We start from the raw sequence: 17,651 nt of genomic DNA on the forward strand, positions 1-17,651 counted from the left end.
TTTCCTCCTCAGTTGATGGGGTGTTGGCGCAGGAAATCGGCGGCAACGGATGAAGGGCTTTCGTGATCGACATCGACCCGCGCATTGAGCTGGCGCATGGTGGCGTCGTCGAACAGTTCAGCCAGCGGCTTGAGTTCTTCGGCGAGTTTCGGATGAGCATCGAGATACGTCTGACGCACCACCGGTGCTGCGGTGTAGTCCGGGAAGTAATGCTTGTCGTCTTCGAGCAGTTTCAGCTTGAAGGCGTTCAAACGACCGTCAGTGGTGTAGACCAGACCGGCAAACACCTGACCATTGCGCAGAGCGGTATAGACCAGCCCTGCATCCATCTGGCGGATGTTTTTGCGGGTCAGGTTCATGCCGTAGAGGTCCACCATGCCGTCCAGACCGTCGGAACGGTTGGCGAACTCGGTGTCCAGCGCCACCAGGTGATGGGTCTTCGCCTCAGCCTGCATCACCGTGTTCAGCTCGCTGATGGTGTTGATCTGCGGGTAGGCTTTTGCGGTTTTTTCCGGCAGGGCCAGGGCGTAGGTGTTGCTGAACTTCGACGGAGTGAGCCAGATCAGGCCTTTTTTTGCGTCGAGTTCTTTCACCTTGGCGTAGGACTGAGCGCTGTCGAGCTTGTCAGTGATGTGGTTGTAAGCCACCAACGACACGCCGGTGTATTCCCACATCAAATCCAGCTGACCACTTTCGTGGGCGCTGCGAGCCAGGTTGCTGCCCAGACCGCCGGTCACCTGAGTGTCGTAACCCTTGGTGCGCAAGTATTGGGAGGTGATTTCCGCCAGCAGGGTTTGTTCGGTGAACACCCGGGCGCCGATGCGGATCACGGGTTTTTCAGCGGCTTGGGCGATTCCTGCCAACAGCAGGGCGCAGCCTAGAAATAAGCTACTGCCTTTTATAAAAAGAGCTTTCATGAGAATTCCTTTGCAGGCTTAAGACGGGCGCAAGCCGCGTTCGAGCCAAAGGCGGCTGGTGAGTGTCACCAGGCCGTCAAGCAGCAAGGCCAGCAGGGCGGTGCAGGCCGCGCCGAGCAGCAGTTGCGGCTGATTGTTCAAGGCGATGCCTGGGAAAATCAGGCTGCCCAGACTGTTGGCGCCGATCAGGAACGCCAGCGGTGCAGTCCCGACGTTGATCGCCAAGGCCACGCGCACGCCACCGATGATGATCGGCACGGCGTTCGGCAGTTCGACCCGCCACAGGACTTGAGTCGGCGTCATGCCGATGCCGACGGCGGCTTCCTTGAGCGATCCCTGGACGTTTTTCAGGCCTTCATAGGTGTTGCGCACGATCGGCAACAGCGAGGCGAGGAACAGGGCGAAGATCGCGGGGCCGCTGCCGATGCCCAGAATCCCCAGGGCGATGGCCAGTACGGCGAGAGGCGGAACAGTGTTACCGATGTTGAAGATCTGCATGAAGCGTTCAGCGCGGCCAACCATGGTCGGGCGGCTGAGGAAGATACCGGCGGGGATGCCCACAACGAGGGCGGCCAGCATGGAGACAAGGACGAGAATCAAGTGGGCTTGCAGGTAAAACAACAAATCGTCGCGGTACTGTTCGATCGTGTTGGTGCCAATCCAGTGGACCAGCAGGGCCAGAAGGGCGACGACAACCGCACCTCCTATCAGCCCCTTGCCATAGCGAATAGCCACAGGCGGACTCCTTTTTTCTTTGTCGGCGAACGCAGTCCTTTGTGGCATGCCATTCCTGGCTGCCTGGAATAAACGTCGCGAGAAGCAGCTCTTCATGCTGATGGAACCGCATGAAATCGAGCCATAAGCGCAGCCTCGTCAGGCTAACTTGCAGATTTTTCAAACCCTGCTACGAGTGCTGTAACAGGGGAGTGGACGCCTCCACCTTTTAAAAGGTTCCATATTTAGCAGCATTTAGCCACCCTTGATGTCCCAACGGTCCCGTTAATCGCCATAGGCGACAGGGTGAGCGGTGGTCCGTGGCGCTCGGTTTGCGCTATACTCGCCGCCCTTTTTTGAATCACCTGCCAGGCGATTTCCCATGACCAAACAGGCCGCCGAAGTCGCGAAGCGCCGCACTTTCGCCATTATTTCCCACCCCGATGCCGGTAAAACCACCATCACCGAGAAGCTCTTGCTGATGGGCAAGGCGATTGCGATTGCTGGCACGGTGAAATCCCGTAAATCCGACCGCCATGCCACCTCCGACTGGATGGAAATGGAAAAACAACGGGGTATTTCCATTACCACGTCGGTCATGCAGTTCCCGTATAGCGATCACATGATCAACCTGCTCGACACCCCGGGCCACGAAGACTTCTCCGAAGATACCTACCGCACCCTGACGGCGGTGGACTCGGCCTTGATGGTCCTCGATGGCGGCAAGGGTGTAGAGCCACGGACCATCGCGCTGATGGACGTCTGCCGTCTGCGTGACACGCCGATCATCAGTTTCATCAACAAACTCGACCGCGACATCCGCGACCCGATCGAACTGCTCGACGAAATCGAAGCGGTCCTGAAGATCAAGGCGGCGCCGATCACCTGGCCGATCGGTTGCTACCGCGACTTCAAGGGCGTTTATCACCTCGCCGACGACTACATCATCGTCTACACCGCCGGTCACGGCCACGAGCGCACCGATGTGAAAATCATCGAGAAGCTCGACTCCGATGAAGCCCGCGCGCACTTGGGCGACGAGTACGATCGCTTCGTCGATCAGCTGGAGCTGGTGCAGGGCGCCTGTCACGAATTCAATCAGCAGGAATTCCTCGACGGCCAACTGACTCCGGTGTTCTTCGGTACTGCACTGGGCAACTTTGGTGTCGATCACGTGCTCGACGCCGTGGTCAACTGGGCGCCGAAGCCGCTGGCCCGTGTCGCCAACGAGCGCACCGTGGAGCCGGCTGAAGAGAAATTCGCCGGCTTCGTGTTCAAGATCCAGGCGAACATGGACCCGAAACACCGCGACCGTATCGCCTTCATGCGTATCTGCTCCGGCAAATACGAAAAAGGCATGAAGATGCGCCACGTGCGCACCGGCAAGGACGTACGGATCGGCGATGCGCTGACGTTCTTCTCCTCCGAGCGTGAGCAATTGGAAGAAGCGTTTGCCGGCGACATCATCGGCCTGCACAACCACGGCACCATCCAGATCGGCGACACCTTCACCGAAGGCGAAGTCCTGGGCTTCACCGGTATCCCGCACTTCGCCCCGGAACTGTTCCGTCGCGTGCGTCTGCGTGATCCGCTCAAGTCCAAGCAACTGCGTCAGGGCCTGCAGCAACTGGCGGAAGAAGGCGCGACCCAAGTGTTCTTCCCCACGCGCAGCAACGACATCATCCTCGGCGCCGTCGGTGTGCTGCAGTTCGATGTGGTCGCCAGCCGTTTGAAAGAGGAATACAAGGTCGAGTGCTCCTACGAGCCGATCACCGTTTATTCCGCGCGCTGGATCGATTGCAGCGATAAGAAGAAGCTCGAAGAGTTCCAGATCAAGGCTGTGGAAAACCTCGCGATTGACGGCGGCGGTCATCTGACCTACCTGGCCCCGACCCGGGTCAACCTGGCGCTGATGGAAGAGCGCTGGCCGGACGTGAAATTCCGTGCGACGCGTGAGCATCATTAAGCGTTGAGTTGAGAAACCGGAAACCCCGATGCGTCAGTCTTGGGGTTGATCGTTCCCACGCTCTGCGTGGGAATGCAGCCCGGGACGCTCCGCGTCCCAAAGCGGACGCAGAGCGTCCATTGAGGCGTTACCACGCAGAGCGAGGGAACGATCATTTCAGAAATAACCATTCGACCTAACCCCAATTCAAAACCCATCTCCCCGCCAACTTCATTCCGTCCATTCGTGAGTGTCCATCTGTTTTTCTGTAGGTCTTTTTTCCTGATTCCGTAGCTGGACTCTGATTTTCCGTGACTGGCGTTTTTACCCGAGACAACGAAACCGTTGACGTCTAGTGTTCAGAGGACATTTCGCTAGCAGCGACTTCACACGCGCAGGAGTACAAGCGATCAAAGGCATGATCAGTCGGCTGACTCACCTGATTCGGTTAGATGGCTACTTCTGTCCAATGGCCTGGGTGCTGGCGGCGCTGCTCTTCATCAATCGCTTGAGCACCATGGTCAAACTGTTCATGGCGCTGTACCTGCGCCAGGAGCTGGGGCTGGCGATTGAAACCGTTGGTTGGTTGTTATCCGGTTACGGGGCCGGCTTGCTGATAGGGTCAATGGTGGGTGGACTGCTGAGTGATCACTTCTCCACGGCCCGGCTCACGGCGGCGTTGTTTTTTGTTTCGGCGTGGGTATTGCTCTGTTTGGGGCTGGTCATTGAAGTGCCTTGGCTGGCCGGGATGCTGCTGCTCAGCGGTGCACTCGATGGTGCGATTCGAACGCTTCATCAGCGCTTGATCATGGAATATTGCCAGGTTGCGCAGCGCGCCCGAGCACAGTCACTGAGTCGTGTTGCCAGAAACCTGGGTATGGCTGTCGCGGGGGTGGTCGGTGGGGTTTTGGCGCAGACTGATTTTCGCTGGGTGTTTTTTGCCAGTGCGGTGATGACACTGTTGGCGTTGCTCTGGTTTGTCCGCACGACATGGCATCGACCGGTTCTGATGCCGGATGAGGTGTCTGATAGTGCTTCAGGCTCATGCGTCCCGTATCGAGATAAACCTTTCCTTTGGTTGTTGGCGGCTGCTGTCTTGCTCGGCCTTGCCTTTGACACGGTCTACAGCATGCTGGGTAACTACTTGCTCGATTATTATCAGTTGGATACTGAAGTCATCGGATGGCAATTTGCACTCAATGCAGTGCTGGTGGTGTTGCTGCAAATTCCTCTGTCTCATTGGAGCGAGCGCTGGGGGGCACGCCGGCAGCTGGTGGCGGGCAGCGTGTTGTTGGCTTGCGGGCTCGGAATGCTGCCTTTCGGTACCGGGCTGTTGTATGTCTGCCTGTCGACGGTGGTTTGGACGTTTGGCGAAGCTCTATTCATGCCGCCACTGAACGTGCTGGTTATGCGGCATGCGCAAGTAGGAAAAAGTGGGCACTACTTTGGCCTTTTTTTCATGTGCTGGAGTGCGAGTGCACTGCTTTCGCCCGTGCTTGGAGGCCAGCTGTATGGTCATTTCGGTGGGCATAGTGTCTGGCTGGCAGCCGCGGTTCTGGCGATGCTTTCCATACCGCTGATTTATCAGGCGACTCGCTTGTCGGAGCATCAAAAGGATCCTCCCTTAGCGCGCGGTGAGCCCGCTTCACTTAGCTGATCTGGCTATAGGCATTATTTAAAACCAATCTTCCGTCCAATGGCATTCCGTCCATTCGTTAGCGTCCTATCTGGAGAACCGCGCTGATCGGAACTAAATTTCATTCAGCGCCAGACAGGCACCCACGCTTCACTTATGAAGGATGGAATCGGCTATGAGCATTTTTCAACGCATTGTGCTGTTGCTTAAGGTTTTGGTGATGCTGTCCGTTGGCCTGTCGGCGGGGGCGTGGGCGGAGTGCCCGGACCACGGTGAGCAGGCCTCGAGCGGACAGGTGGAGAACAGTAATCTGATGATCGCCAAATCCGAATCGGAACCCGGTGACCAGGGTCAGGGTGGCAGCGCGGACGATGACGACTCGACCACTGACGGACCGGACACCGACGAGGATGAAGAGGCTTAAATGACAGACAAGAGAAAACCCCTTCTGCCGGACTGATGTGCAATCCAAAAGAAGGGGTTTTTTCAACTCATCAAAAGCGCGCCCCGGTGATCGGGGCGCGTTTTTTTATGCCGCGCCGTCGAGGAATTGCTCGGCGTAGTGGCACGCTACCTGGCGGCTGTCGAGCAGGCGCAGGGCCGGCTCTTCGGTGCTGCAGCGTACGGTCGCGTACGGGCAGCGCTTGTGGAACGCGCAGCCGGATGGCGGGTTCAGCGGGTTGGGCAACTCGCCGACGATCTTGATTTTCGGCTTGTTCGGGTCAGGGTGAATGGTCGGGGTGGCCGACAGCAACGCCTGGGTGTACGGGTGCAGAGGACGCTCGTAGATGTCGTTCTTCGGTCCCATTTCCACTGGGCGACCGAGGTACATCACCATCACGTCATCGGCGACGTGTTGCACCACCGCCAGGTTGTGGGAGATGAACACGTAAGCGGTGTTGAACTCTTGCTGCAAGTCCATGAACAGGTTCAGCACCTGTGCCTGAATGGACACGTCCAGCGCCGAGGTCGGTTCATCCGCGACCAGCACTTTAGGCTGCAACATCATCGCGCGGGCCAGGGCGATTCGCTGGCGCTGACCGCCGGAGAACATGTGCGGATAACGCTGGTAGTGCTCAGGGCGCAAGCCCACCTGCTTCATCATCGCCTGAACTTTCTCGCGACGTTCGGAAGCCGACAGGTTGGTGTTGATCAGCAGCGGCTCGCCGAGCTGGTCACCGACTTTTTGCCGTGGGTTCAACGACGCGTAAGGGCTCTGGAACACCATCTGCACGTCTTTGCGCAGTTGCTTGCGTTCAGCCTTGTTCGCGCCGGTGACTTCCTGCCCGGCGATTTTCAAGGAACCGGAGGACGGCTCTTCAATCAGCGTCAGGGCACGGGCCAGGGTGGATTTTCCGCAGCCCGATTCGCCGACGACAGCGAGGGTCTTGCCGGCTTCCAGTTCGAACGACACACCGTTCAAGGCGCGCACGGTCGCATGGCCCTTGAACAGGCCACGGGACACTTCGTAGTGACGGGTCAGGTCGCGGGCGGTAAGTACGACGGCCATTACGCCACCTCCTGATTCAGCGGGTAGAAGCAGCGGGCGAGGCTGTTGCTTTTCGGGTCAAGGGTTGGACGTTGCTGACGGCAGGAATTCTGCACATACGGGCAACGCGGCGACAGCAGGCAACCCTGCGGGCGGTCATAACGACCGGGAACGATACCCGGCAGCGTGGCCAGGCGCGTGGCGCCCAGGCTGTGTTCCGGAATCGCCTTGAGCAGCGCTTCGCTGTACGGGTGCGCCGGAATGTCGAACAGCTGAGGCACTTGACCCACTTCCACCGCTTGGCCGGCGTACATCACGCACACACGCTGAGCGGTTTCGGCCACGACCGCGAGGTCGTGAGTGATCAGCACCAGACCCATGTTCTGTTCTTTCTGCAGGGCCAACAGCAGGTCCATGATTTGCGCCTGAATCGTGACGTCCAGTGCGGTGGTCGGTTCGTCGGCGATCAGCATTTTCGGTTCGCCGGCAATCGCCATGGCGATCGCAACACGCTGGCTCATGCCACCAGACAGCTGATGCGGGTAGGCGTCCATACGGCTGGCGGCGCCCGGGATTTCAACTTTTTCCAGCAGTTCGATGGCGCGTGCGCGGGCTTGCTTGCCGGACATTTTCAGGTGCAGACGCAGCACTTCTTCGATCTGGAAACCGACGGTGTAGCTCGGGTTCAGCGCGGTCATCGGGTCCTGGAAGACCATGGCCAGGTCTTTGCCGACGATTTTGCGACGCTGACGGTTGCTGAGCTTGAGCATGTCCTTGCCGTCGAAATTCAGCGCGTCGGCGGTGACGATCCCCGGATGTTCGATCAGGCCCATCAGCGCCATCATGGTCACGGATTTGCCGGAACCCGATTCGCCAACGATGGCCAGAACTTCGCCCTTGTCCACGGTAATGTCGAGACCGTCGACCACCGGAACGGCGTTCTTGTCGCCGAAGCGAACGTTGAGATTCTTGATTTCTAACAGTGACATTTGAATCTCCTCAGGCGGCATTCTTGAGTTTCGGGTCCAGCGCATCGCGCAGGCCGTCGCCCATCAAGTTGATTGCCAGCACGCTGAGCAAAATGGTCAAACCAGGCAGACTGACGACCCACCAGGCGCGTTCGATGTAATCGCGAGCCGAAGCCAGCATGGTGCCCCACTCAGGGGTTGGCGGTTGCACGCCAAGGCCGAGGAAGCCCAGTGCCGCGGCATCGAGAATCGCCGAGGAGAAACTCAAGGTGGCCTGAACGATCAGCGGTGCCATGCAGTTAGGCAGCACGGTGATGAACATCAGGCGTGGCAGCGTGGCGCCGGCCAGACGCGCGGCGGTCACGTAGTCGCGGTTCAGCTCGCCCATTACCGCTGCGCGGGTCAGACGAACATAAGACGGCAGGGACACCACGGCGATGGCAATAATGGTGTTAATCAAGCCAGGGCCGAGGATGGCGACAATCGCCACCGCCAGCAGCAGGGATGGCAGGGCTAGCATGATGTCCATCAGACGCATGATGGTCGGGCCCAGCAGGCGCGGGTAGAACCCGGCGAACAGACCCAACAGGATGCCCGGAATCAGCGACATCACCACTGACGACAAGCCGATCAGCAGGGACAGGCGCGAACCGTGGATCAGACGCGACAGCAGGTCGCGACCCAGTTCATCGGTGCCGAGCAGGAACTGGATTTGCCCACCTTCCAGCCAGGACGGCGGGGTCAGCAGGAAGTCGCGGTACTGCTCGCTCGGGTTATGCGGTGCCACCCAAGGGGCGAACAGTGCGCAGAAAATCACCAGCAGCATGAACATCAGGCCGGCGACAGCGCCTTTGTTCCTGGAGAATGCATGCCAGAATTCTTTGTACGGGGACGGGTACAGCAGGCTTTGATCGACTGCTACCGATGGAATTGAAGTGGTCATGGTCATGATGATCTCAGCGCTGATGACGAATGCGTGGGTTGGCAAAGCCGTAGAGGATGTCCACCACGAAGTTGACCAGAATCACCAGGCAGGCGATTAGCAGGATGCCGTTCTGCACCACGGGATAATCCCGTGCGCCAATGGCTTCGATCAGCCATTTGCCGATGCCGGGCCAGGAGAAGATGGTTTCGGTCAGGACCGCACCGGCCAGCAATGTGCCGACTTGCAGGCCGACCACGGTCAGTACCGGAATCAGCGCGTTGCGCAGGCCGTGAACGAACACCACGCGCGACGGCGACAGGCCCTTGGCGCGGGCGGTACGAATGTAATCTTCACGCAGCACTTCGAGCATCGAAGAGCGGGTCATCCGCGCGATCACCGCCAGCGGGATGGTGCCAAGCACAATGGCCGGCAGGATCAGGTGGTGCAGCGCATCGAAGAACGCACCGACGTCATCGGCCAGCAGCGTGTCGATGAGCATGAAGCCGGTCCGCGGCTCGATGTCATAGAGCAGGTCGATCCTCCCGGACACCGGGGTCCAGCCCAGTGATACCGAGAAGAACATGATCAGGATCAGGCCCCACCAGAAGATCGGCATCGAATATCCCGCCAGGGAGATGCCCATCACCCCGTGGTCGAACAGGGATCCTCGCTTGAGTGCCGCGATCACCCCGGCCAGAAGGCCCAGGATGCCGGCGAACAACAGGGCGGCCATGGACAGTTCCAGGGTCGCGGGGAATAGAGAAGTGAATTCGGTCCAGACGCTTTCACGGGTACGCAGGGATTCGCCGAGATCGCCGTGGGCCAGTTTGCCAACGTAATCCAGGTATTGGGCATACAGGGGTTTGTTCAGCCCCAGGCGTTCCATTGCCTGAGCATGCATTTCGGGGTCGACGCGACGTTCGCCCATCATCACTTCCACGGGGTCGCCAGGAATCATGCGAATCAGTGCGAAAGTCAGCAAGGTGATGCCGAAGAATGTGGGGATCAATAACCCCAATCGGCGGGCAATAAAACTAAACATCTTGTGGTGTACCTCATCAGCCGGTTAGGCGTGCCCGGCATTCCTGGGTCAGGAATGCCGGTAGTTTCTTATCTACTTCACCTGGGTGGTGGCGAAGTTATTAGTGGTGAGCGGGCTAATGTGATAGCCCTCTACGTTGTTGCGCATTGCGGTGAACATACGGGTGTGCGCCATGCTGATCCATGGCTGGTCCTGATTGAAAACTTCCTGGGCTTGTTCGTAGAGCGCTGCACGTTCCGTCGGGTTCACTTTAGCCCGAGCTTCGTCAATCAGCGTCTGGAATTTCTCGTTGCACCAGCGCGCGTAGTTTTCGCCGTTCTTGGCTGCTTCGCAACTCAGATTAGGCGTCAGGAAGTTATCCGGGTCGCCGTTATCGCCCGCCCATCCGGCAGACACCATGTCGTGCTCGCCGTTTTTCGCGCGTTTGAGCATTTCGCCCCATTCCATGACGCGAATGTCGACCGTGATCCCGACCTTGGCCAGGTCAGCCTGCATCATCTGCGCGCCGAGCATCGGGTTCGGGTTGGTTGGACCGCCGCCGTTACGGGTGAACAGAGTAAAAACACTGCCATCCGGCACGCCCGCTTCCTTGAGCAGGGCGCGAGCCTTGTCTAGATCACGTGGCGGGTTTTTCAGGCCGTGGTTGTAGCCTAGCAGCGTGTCCGGGAACGGATTGACCGCGACAGTTGCGTTGCCTTTGCCAAACAGCGCGTTCACGTACGCAGCCTTGTCGAACGCAATGTCGATGGCCTTACGCACACGCACGTCGCTCATGTATTTGTGCGAGGTGTTCATCGCGATGTAGGAAACGGTCATCGCGTTCATCTCATCAACCTTCAGGTTGGTGTCTTTCTTGATGCTCGGGATGTCATCCGGTTTCGGATACAGAGCGACCTGGCACTCGTTGGCCTTGAGCTTTTGCAGGCGCACGTTGTTATCGGTGGCGATGGCGAGGATCAGGGCATCAGCCGGCGGCTTGCCACGGAAGTAGTCCGGGTTGGCCTTGAAGCGCACCTGGGCATCTTTGTTGTAACGCTGGAAAACGAACGGGCCGGTGCCGACCGGCTTGTTGTTCAGGTCGCCGGTCTTGTCGGCCTTGAGCAACTGGTCGGCGTACTCAACGGAATAGATCGAGGAGAAGGCCATGGCGACGTCTGCCAGGAACGGCGCTTCGCGACGGGTCAGCGTGAATTTGACGGTGTTGTCGTCAACTTTCTCGACGCTTTTCAGCAGTTCCTTGAAGCCCATGCTTTCAAAGTACGGGAAGCCCACGCTCGACTTGTTGTGCCACGGATGTTTCGGGTCCAGCTGACGCTGGAAGCTCCAGACCACGTCGTCGGCGTTCATGTCGCGGGTCGGCTTGAAGTATTCGGTGGTGTGAAACTTGACGCCTTTGCGCAGGTGGAACGTGTAGGTCAGACCGTCCTCGCTGATGTCCCAGGATTCGGCCAGTGCCGGAATCACTTCAGTGGTACCGGGTTTGAAGTCCGCCAGACGATTGAAGATGGTTTCGGCCACTGCATCGGCGGTGACTGCAGTCGTGTACTGGACCATGTCGAAGCCTTCCGGACTGGCTTCGGTGCAAACCACCAGGGGTTTGGCCGAGACGCCAACAGCGACACTCAGCAACGCGGCAGCGATGGCCGCACGTAGGGGAAGCATTTTCATCAAAGAACCCTCTGCAATCGGTTGAAGACAAAAAACCGAACGGCCGACTCGTCATGAGTCAGCCGTCGGGCAGTGTTTTTACAAAATCTTGAACGGGATAGTGGTCACGAGACGGAACTCGTTGATGCTGCCGTCAGACTGGTTATCACTGGCGCGGTGAGTGGTGTAGGTCGCGCGAACAGTGGTGGCCTTGAGCGGACCGCTTTGCACGGCGTACGAAGAACCGATGCCGTATTCATAGTGGTTCTCGCCGTCCATGTTGCGAACGTCGTAGGCGGTACCGGTGTAGTGCGTACCGTCGATGCCCCAGCCGCGAGCCTGGTAGATGTTGAACTTCAGGCCTGGCACGCCGTATTCGGCCATGTTCAGACCGTAGGCGATCTGGAAGGACTTCTCGTTCGGGCCGTTGAAGTCCGACAGCAGGGAGTTGGCCAGGTAGATGCCGTTGGTTTCGTGCAGGTAGTCGAAGTACTCGTTACCGTTCACTTCCTGGTACGAGAAGGTCAGGCTGTGGGCCTGGTGAGTCAGGCCGAACGACAGAGAGTAGGTGTCGTTGTCGATTTCACCCATCAACTTTTTGCCTTCGTCGACGGTTTTGTAGTAGTTCAGGCCGGTGGTCAGGCTCAGGACCGAGCTGTCACCCAGTTCGTGAGTAGCGCCGAAGTAGTACTGGTTCCAGAAGTCTTCGACGTTGGTCGCGTACAGGCTGGTTTTCAGGCTTTTGAACGGCTGATAGTTCAGGCCGGCAGTGTTCACGTGGTCGGTTTCAGCGCCGTTGTTGGTGTACTCGGAGCGGAACTTCGACAGGCTCTGCTCGGTACGTGGCGACACGCGGTCGAAAGTGCCGAGGTCGAACGACAGGTTGTCGAACTCTTCGCTGTGAATGGCCACACCTTCAAAGCTTGAAGGCAACGGACGGTTGCCGATGACATCGACGATCGGGCTGCTGAAGTTCATGCGGCCGGCGGTCAGGGTGGTGTTGGAGATACGTGCCTTGACGTTGGCCAGACCCAGTTTGCTCCACTGATCCACGGCATCGCCGTTGGTGTGAGCCAGGGTACGGTTGGAACCGCCCTTGATGTCTTCGCGGCTGCGATCCAGCGCAATGGCGTTGTAGGCAGCAACTTCGGTGCTGAAACCCACGGTGCCTTGGGTGAAGCCCGAGGTGTAGTTCAGGATGGTGCCCTGAACCCAGTTGATGCGACGCGAGCCGGTCAGCGTTTCACCATGGCGTTCGTACTTGAAAGTACCGCCACGTTGTTTGTCTTCGTTGGCATACCAGTTACGGGTAGAACCCGACAGGCTTTGGCCATCGATGAAGCCTTTGGCTTCCGACTGGGAATTGGTGCTGGCCAGTTGGGTCGGAACGAAGTCCTGGCTTTGGGTTTCTGCGTAAGCCGTGGCGGTTACGCTGCTGATGGCCATAGCCAATAGCGCAGATTTACTCAGTTTCATGGGGTGAAGCTCCTTTCTATCTTTTTTTTATGCCGGTCTTTTTTTGTGATCCGGCTATTTTTTTTTTAACTCATTCAAGGCATCGCAAACGTTTGCTACACGCCGAACTGAGGATTTACGGCAATACGCTTGCGTGAGGGCGGAATCCGCCCTCAGCGTTTCTGGCTAATCGATTATTTTTCTATGCTGACGCCCGAGAACACGTTACGACCGAAAGGACTCACCATGAATCCTTCGATTTTGGCGCTCAACGGCTGGTTAACCGTCGAGTGAGCGACTGGCGTCATGGGCACCTGCTGCTTGAGGTACTGCTGCGCCTGTTTGTAAAGCACGGTGCGCTGGTCGCGGTCGGTGACGACCTTGGCCTGCTTGATCAGCTTGTCGTAAGCCGGATCACACCACATGGAGTAGTTGTTGCCGCCAATGGCGTCGCAGCTATAAAGCGTGCCGAGCCAGTTGTCCGGGTCCCCGTTGTCACCGGTCCAGCCAATCAGGCTGATGTCGTGTTCGCCATTCTTGGTGCGCTTGATGTACTCGCCCCATTCGTAGCTGACGATCTTGACCTTGAGGCCGATCTTCGCCCAGTCAGCCTGAAGCATTTCGGCCATCAACTTGGCATTGGGGTTGTACGGGCGTTGGACCGGCATGGCCCAGAGGGTAATTTCAGTGCCTTCCTTCACGCCGGCAGCCTTGAGCAGTTCCTTGGCTTTTTCCGGGTTGTAGGCGACGTCTTTGATGGTCTCGTCGTAGGACCATTGGGTCGGTGGCATGGCGTTGACCGCCAGTTGCCCCGCGCCTTGGTAAACGGCGTTGAGAATGCCCTGCTTGTTCACCGCCATGTCCAGCGCCTGGCGAACTTCGAGTTGATCGAAAGGCTTGTGCCGAACGTTATAGGCGATGTAACCGAGGTTGAAACCAGGCTTCTCGATGAGCGTGAGTTTCGGGTCGTTCTTCAGCGCAGTCACATCGGCAGGGCGCGGGTGCAGGGTGATCTGGCACTCGTTGGCCTTGAGCTTCTGCACGCGCACCGAGGCATCGGTGTTGATGGCGAAGATCAGATTATCGAGCTTGACCCGGCTCGGGTCCCAGTACTGCTTGTTGCCGGTGTAACGGATGTTGGAATCTTTCTGGTAGCTCTTGAACACGAACGGCCCGGTGCCGATCGGCTTCTGGTTGATATCGCTCGGTTTGCCTTCGGCCAGCAGTTTGTCAGCGTATTCGGCGGACAGAATGGCGGCGAAGCTCATGGCGATATTCTGGATGAACGCGGCGTCCACGCTGTTGAGTGTCATGTCCACGGTCAACGGCCCGGTCTTCTCGACCTTGGCGATGTTCTTGTTCAGGCTCATCCCGTTGAAATACGGGAACTCGGTCGGATAAGCCTTACGGAAAGGTTGCTGTGGATCAAGCATGCGATTAAACGTGAACAGCACGTCGTCGGCGTTGAAATCACGGGTCGGCGTGAAGTATTTGGTCGTGTGAAATTTCACCCCTTCGCGTAGGTGAAAAGTGTACTTGAGGCCGTCCTCGGAAATATCCCAACTAGTGGCCAAACCTGGTACGACGTTGGTGGCGCCTTTTTCGAACTCTGCCAACCGGTTGTACAACGGCTCGGCGGCGTCATTATCGGTCGAAGTCGTGTACTGCGCGGTGTCGAAGCCAGCGGGGCTGCCTTCGGAGCAGAACACCAGGCTGTTATTGGCGGCCTGGCTAATGGAAGTGGCGGCCAGCAGGCCGGTGCCCAGTAATGCGGATAAAACCAAGGTATGGCGCATGACACTCGCTCCTTATTTTTAGTGTTTTAACAATGAGCCGTCCCGTCCAGAGACGTGGAGGCCTCACTGATCTCAAACCATGACGTGCAGCAAAAACCGAGAGCCCACGCCTGCACTGGTCAGATCCCGACGGTATGAGCGATGGGTCTGGCAGTAAATGCGTAAAGTCCTAAAGACTTGTAGGAAAGGTCAACGCGTCCGACACCGCTGCCGTAATACTCAGCGGAAATGGATGTGGGTTGTTTCCTACTTTCTCGGCAGATAAAGCAACGGCGACGTCAAAAACGTCGCCGTTGCCAAACCTTATTTGCTGACGCTGACGCCGTAGAAGGAGTTCAAACCGAATGGGCTGATCTTGAAGTCCTGCACGTTGTCGCGCATGGGTTGGTACACCGTCGAGTGAGCGATAGGTGTCATTGGAACGGCGTCCTTGAGGACGTGTTGCGCCTGTTTGTACAGTTCGGTGCGCTTTGCCTGGTCGGTTGTGCGCTTGGCTTCTTTCACGATGCCGTCAAACTTCTTGTCGCACCACTTGGAGAAGTTATTGCCGCTCAGCGAGTCGCAACCAAACAACACGTTGAGCCAGTTGTCCGGATCACCATTGTCGCCGCTCCAGCCGATGATCATCGCCTGGTTTTCGCCGCCTTTGGAGCGCTTGATGTACTCGCCCCATTCGTAGCTCTGGATCTTGACATTGAGACCGATCTTGGACCAATCGGACTGCAGCATTTCTGCCATCAGCTTGGCGTTCGGGTTGTATGGACGCTGCACCGGCATCGCCCACAGAACGATTTCGGTACCTGGCTTGACGCCGGCTTCCTTGAGCAGCTCTTTAGCTTTCTCAGGATCGTATTTGGCGTCTTTGATGGTGGTGTCGTAGGACCACTGGGTCGGCGGCATGGCATTAACAGCCAGTTGGCCGGCGCCCTGATAAACCGAATCAATGATCTGCGGTTTATTCACCGCCATGTCCAGCGCTTCGCGAACTTTCAGGTTAGCCAACGGGTTTGGCTCGTTGCTGCCCTTGACCTTGTCCATCACGTTGTAGGCGATGTAGCCCAGGTTGAAACCGGCCTGGTCAGGCATTTTCAGGGTCTTGTCTTCCTTCAGCGCCTTCAGGTCAGCCGGACGTGGGAACAGAGTGATCTGGCACTCGTTCTTCTTCAGCTTTTGAATACGCACCGACGGGTCGGTGGTGATGGCGAAGATCAGGTTGTCGATCTTGACGTCTTCAGGCTTCCAGTAGTCCTTGTTCCCGGTGTAGCGGATGTTGGAGTCTTTCTGGTAGCTCTTGAACACAAACGGGCCAGTGCCGACCGGCTTCTGGTTGATGTCGGCGGCTTTGCCTTCCTTGAGCAACTGAGCAGCGTACTCGGCGGACTGGACCGAGGCGAAACTCATGGCCATGTTCTGGATGAACGCGGCATCAACTTCTTTGAGGGTGAACTTGACGGTGTGGTCGTCGACTTTATCGATCTTGGTGATGTTGGTGTCCATCCCCATGTCGGTGAAGTACGGGAATTCGGTCGGGTATACCTTACGGAACGGATCATCCTTGTTAATCATGCGATTAAAGGTGAACAGCACGTCGTCGGCGTTGAACTCACGAGTCGGTTTGAAATACGCGGTGGTGTGGAACTTGACGCCTTCACGCAGGTGGAAGGTGTAAGTCAGGCCGTCATCGGAGATGTCCCACTTGGTCGCCAGACCAGGAATGACAGCAGTGCCGCCACGTTCGAACTGAGTCAAACGGTTGAACATGGTTTCTGCAGAGGCGTCGAAGTCGGTTCCGGTGGTGTACTGACCAGGATCAAAACCGGCCGGGCTCCCTTCGGAGCAAAACACCAGGTTAGTCGCCGCTTGGGCGAAAGGTGCGCTAGCTAACAAACTTGCGCCGACTAAAAACGGAATGACCGCGTGTTTAAGCATGGTGGCCTCATGATTGTTGTCATTTTTGGAATTAGAGGACGACCTCGTGAGTCGTGCCTGCGGATACTTATGCAGGGGCCATACCCATTGCAAGATCCTGAGTGGCAACAAGCCTTAAACAGTGGTACGAACGTACCTTAATGTCGCATATGTATAAATTCCTGCGCATTTGACCGTTTGCGCAGGTTTTTTTCGGTGCAAATCGCGCACCGACAGAGGGCGACCGGGGCGCCTGGCGCACCCGGTTGGAGCGAGGTGTTACTTATTTATACCCACACCATAGAAGGGTGTGAGACCGAACGGGCTGATCTTGAAGTCGGTGACTTCCTTGCGCAGCGGCTGAAACACCGTCGAGTTCGCAATTGGTGTGATAGGTACTTTTTGCTTAAGGATTTGTTGTGCCTGTTGGTACAAATTGATCCGTTGCTGTTTGTCAGTGGACACTTTGGCCTGCTGAATCAATTTGTCGTACGCCGGGTCGCACCACTTGGCGTAGTTGCTACCTTTCACCGTGGCGCAGCTGTAAAGCACGCCGAGCCAGTTGTCCGGGTCACCGTTGTCGCCGGTCCAGCCATCAATCATCTATGGTCGTCGATTTTGTCTACGCTCTTGATCGTTTTGTTCAGGTCCATGTCGGCGGCAGGTAAGTGAGCACAAATCCCTGGTTAGATATAGGCGAGGGATGCATGCTCGTAAGGCAGGAGCTTGAAATCCCACATGGAAGATTTGGAATGACTCGAATTGTTGAAATCCTGATGTACACCTTGAAACCGGGATCAGGACTGGATTTCCATCGAATAATGCAGGAAGTAAGCGTTCCGCTTCATTTAAAGGCGGGTGTGGATGTCGTTTCTTATGGCGGCTCTTTGCATGACGATGATAGCTATCATTTGATTCGCTCCTATGAGAGCGAGAGCCATCGCCAAGCTTCTCAAGATCTTTTTTACTCAAGTACTGAATGGAAGCAAGGTCCGAGAGCAGGCATCATCAGCCGAATTGAAGTCAGTACAAAGACAGTTATGGCGCTCACTCAAGATGCGATTGATACCATCAGAGCTTCCCGTAAATCTAACCAGGGCTGATGCTCAATCAGCGTAGCCATTCACTAACAATCTCGGGGTAGTCGGTGAACCGTGTGCTGGACACCATCGATCCGGTATAGACCGCGTTAGCGTTCATCGTCGCAAC

Annotated in this window: 14 protein-coding genes and 1 pseudogene; 4 read left to right on the forward strand and 11 right to left on the reverse strand. The window is 57.2% G+C overall.

From position 1 onward, the window contains the following. Positions 1 to 8 precede the first annotated feature (8 nt). Together ACYZTR_RS05070 and ACYZTR_RS05075 are read right to left on the reverse strand one after the other, a co-directional pair. Entirely contained in the window at positions 9 to 902 is an 894-nt protein-coding gene (locus ACYZTR_RS05070) for a glycine betaine ABC transporter substrate-binding protein (protein WP_461979584.1), read from the reverse strand. Positions 903 to 935: 33 nt separating this feature from the next. Next, the gene (locus ACYZTR_RS05075; RefSeq protein ID WP_461976948.1) at positions 936 to 1,652 is read right to left on the reverse strand and encodes an ABC transporter permease; all 717 of its coding nucleotides are present in this window, start codon (positions 1,650 to 1,652) and stop codon (positions 936 to 938) included. A gap of 361 nt (positions 1,653 to 2,013) precedes the next feature. Between ACYZTR_RS05075 and ACYZTR_RS05080 the strand changes: the two genes are divergently transcribed. From ACYZTR_RS05080 to ACYZTR_RS05090, 3 genes are all read left to right on the forward strand, one after another. Then, entirely contained in the window at positions 2,014 to 3,597 is a 1,584-nt protein-coding gene (locus ACYZTR_RS05080) for a peptide chain release factor 3 (RefSeq protein WP_461976950.1), read from the forward strand. 397 nt (positions 3,598 to 3,994) lie between these two features. Continuing rightward, positions 3,995 to 5,233, forward strand: a complete 1,239-nt coding sequence (locus ACYZTR_RS05085; protein ID WP_461976952.1) for an MFS transporter — start codon at positions 3,995 to 3,997, stop codon at positions 5,231 to 5,233. Between the two features lie 154 nt (positions 5,234 to 5,387). Further along, entirely contained in the window at positions 5,388 to 5,636 is a 249-nt protein-coding gene (locus ACYZTR_RS05090) for a hypothetical protein (protein WP_461976954.1), read from the forward strand. Positions 5,637 to 5,741: 105 nt separating this feature from the next. Here ACYZTR_RS05090 and ACYZTR_RS05095 read toward each other — a convergent pair whose 3' ends face one another. From ACYZTR_RS05095 to ACYZTR_RS05135, 9 genes and pseudogenes are all read right to left on the reverse strand, one after another. Then, positions 5,742 to 6,722, reverse strand: coding sequence for a peptide ABC transporter ATP-binding protein (locus ACYZTR_RS05095; RefSeq protein ID WP_461976956.1), 981 nt, complete (start codon positions 6,720 to 6,722; stop codon positions 5,742 to 5,744). After that, entirely contained in the window at positions 6,722 to 7,690 is a 969-nt protein-coding gene (locus tag ACYZTR_RS05100; RefSeq protein WP_461976958.1) for an ABC transporter ATP-binding protein, read from the reverse strand. The genes ACYZTR_RS05095 and ACYZTR_RS05100 overlap by 1 nt, the downstream gene beginning before the upstream one ends. Positions 7,691 to 7,700: 10 nt before the next feature. Next, positions 7,701 to 8,612 carry an ABC transporter permease subunit gene (locus tag ACYZTR_RS05105; RefSeq protein ID WP_461979586.1) on the reverse strand — a complete coding sequence of 304 codons (912 nt, stop codon included), beginning with the start codon at positions 8,610 to 8,612 and terminating at the stop codon, positions 7,701 to 7,703. 13 nt (positions 8,613 to 8,625) lie between these two features. Further along, complete coding sequence (locus ACYZTR_RS05110) at positions 8,626 to 9,636, reverse strand: ABC transporter permease subunit (protein ID WP_282375033.1); 1,011 nt, start codon at positions 9,634 to 9,636, stop codon at positions 8,626 to 8,628. Positions 9,637 to 9,708: 72 nt separating this feature from the next. After that, complete coding sequence (locus tag ACYZTR_RS05115) at positions 9,709 to 11,304, reverse strand: ABC transporter substrate-binding protein (RefSeq protein WP_461976960.1); 1,596 nt, start codon at positions 11,302 to 11,304, stop codon at positions 9,709 to 9,711. A gap of 78 nt (positions 11,305 to 11,382) precedes the next feature. Next, entirely contained in the window at positions 11,383 to 12,759 is a 1,377-nt protein-coding gene (locus ACYZTR_RS05120; protein WP_461976962.1) for an OprD family porin, read from the reverse strand. A 173-nt stretch (positions 12,760 to 12,932) separates the two neighbouring features. Continuing rightward, on the reverse strand, positions 12,933 to 14,534 hold the full coding sequence (locus tag ACYZTR_RS05125; protein WP_461976964.1) for an ABC transporter substrate-binding protein: 1,602 nt from the start codon (positions 14,532 to 14,534) through the stop codon (positions 12,933 to 12,935). 303 nt (positions 14,535 to 14,837) lie between these two features. Next, positions 14,838 to 16,463, reverse strand: a complete 1,626-nt coding sequence (locus tag ACYZTR_RS05130; protein ID WP_461976966.1) for an ABC transporter substrate-binding protein — start codon at positions 16,461 to 16,463, stop codon at positions 14,838 to 14,840. A gap of 258 nt (positions 16,464 to 16,721) precedes the next feature. Then, positions 16,722 to 17,045, reverse strand: a pseudogene (locus tag ACYZTR_RS05135) (ABC transporter substrate-binding protein); the annotation flags it as partial. A gap of 149 nt (positions 17,046 to 17,194) precedes the next feature. On the opposite strand from ACYZTR_RS05135, the gene ACYZTR_RS05140 reads away from it, so the two are divergent. Next, the gene (locus tag ACYZTR_RS05140) at positions 17,195 to 17,545 is read left to right on the forward strand and encodes an NIPSNAP family protein (protein WP_449643203.1); all 351 of its coding nucleotides are present in this window, start codon (positions 17,195 to 17,197) and stop codon (positions 17,543 to 17,545) included. Positions 17,546 to 17,651: the final 106 nt, after the last annotated feature.

It is taken from the genome of Pseudomonas sp. Hz4 (assembly GCF_054898165.1).

Coding starts and splice junctions, on each gene's coding strand:
- ACYZTR_RS05085 (WP_461976952.1), top strand. CDS start 3,995: ATGATCAGTCGGCTGACTCACCTGATTCGGTTAGATGGCTACTTCTGT.
- ACYZTR_RS05120 (WP_461976962.1), bottom strand. CDS start 12,759: ATGAAACTGAGTAAATCTGCGCTATTGGCTATGGCCATCAGCAGCGTA.
- ACYZTR_RS05080 (WP_461976950.1), top strand. CDS start 2,014: ATGACCAAACAGGCCGCCGAAGTCGCGAAGCGCCGCACTTTCGCCATT.
- ACYZTR_RS05110 (WP_282375033.1), bottom strand. CDS start 9,636: ATGTTTAGTTTTATTGCCCGCCGATTGGGGTTATTGATCCCCACATTC.
- ACYZTR_RS05115 (WP_461976960.1), bottom strand. CDS start 11,304: ATGAAAATGCTTCCCCTACGTGCGGCCATCGCTGCCGCGTTGCTGAGT.
- ACYZTR_RS05095 (WP_461976956.1), bottom strand. CDS start 6,722: ATGGCCGTCGTACTTACCGCCCGCGACCTGACCCGTCACTACGAAGTG.
- ACYZTR_RS05100 (WP_461976958.1), bottom strand. CDS start 7,690: ATGTCACTGTTAGAAATCAAGAATCTCAACGTTCGCTTCGGCGACAAG.
- ACYZTR_RS05090 (WP_461976954.1), top strand. CDS start 5,388: ATGAGCATTTTTCAACGCATTGTGCTGTTGCTTAAGGTTTTGGTGATG.
- ACYZTR_RS05125 (WP_461976964.1), bottom strand. CDS start 14,534: ATGCGCCATACCTTGGTTTTATCCGCATTACTGGGCACCGGCCTGCTG.
- ACYZTR_RS05105 (WP_461979586.1), bottom strand. CDS start 8,612: ATGACCACTTCAATTCCATCGGTAGCAGTCGATCAAAGCCTGCTGTAC.
- ACYZTR_RS05130 (WP_461976966.1), bottom strand. CDS start 16,463: ATGCTTAAACACGCGGTCATTCCGTTTTTAGTCGGCGCAAGTTTGTTA.
- ACYZTR_RS05140 (WP_449643203.1), top strand. CDS start 17,195: ATGACTCGAATTGTTGAAATCCTGATGTACACCTTGAAACCGGGATCA.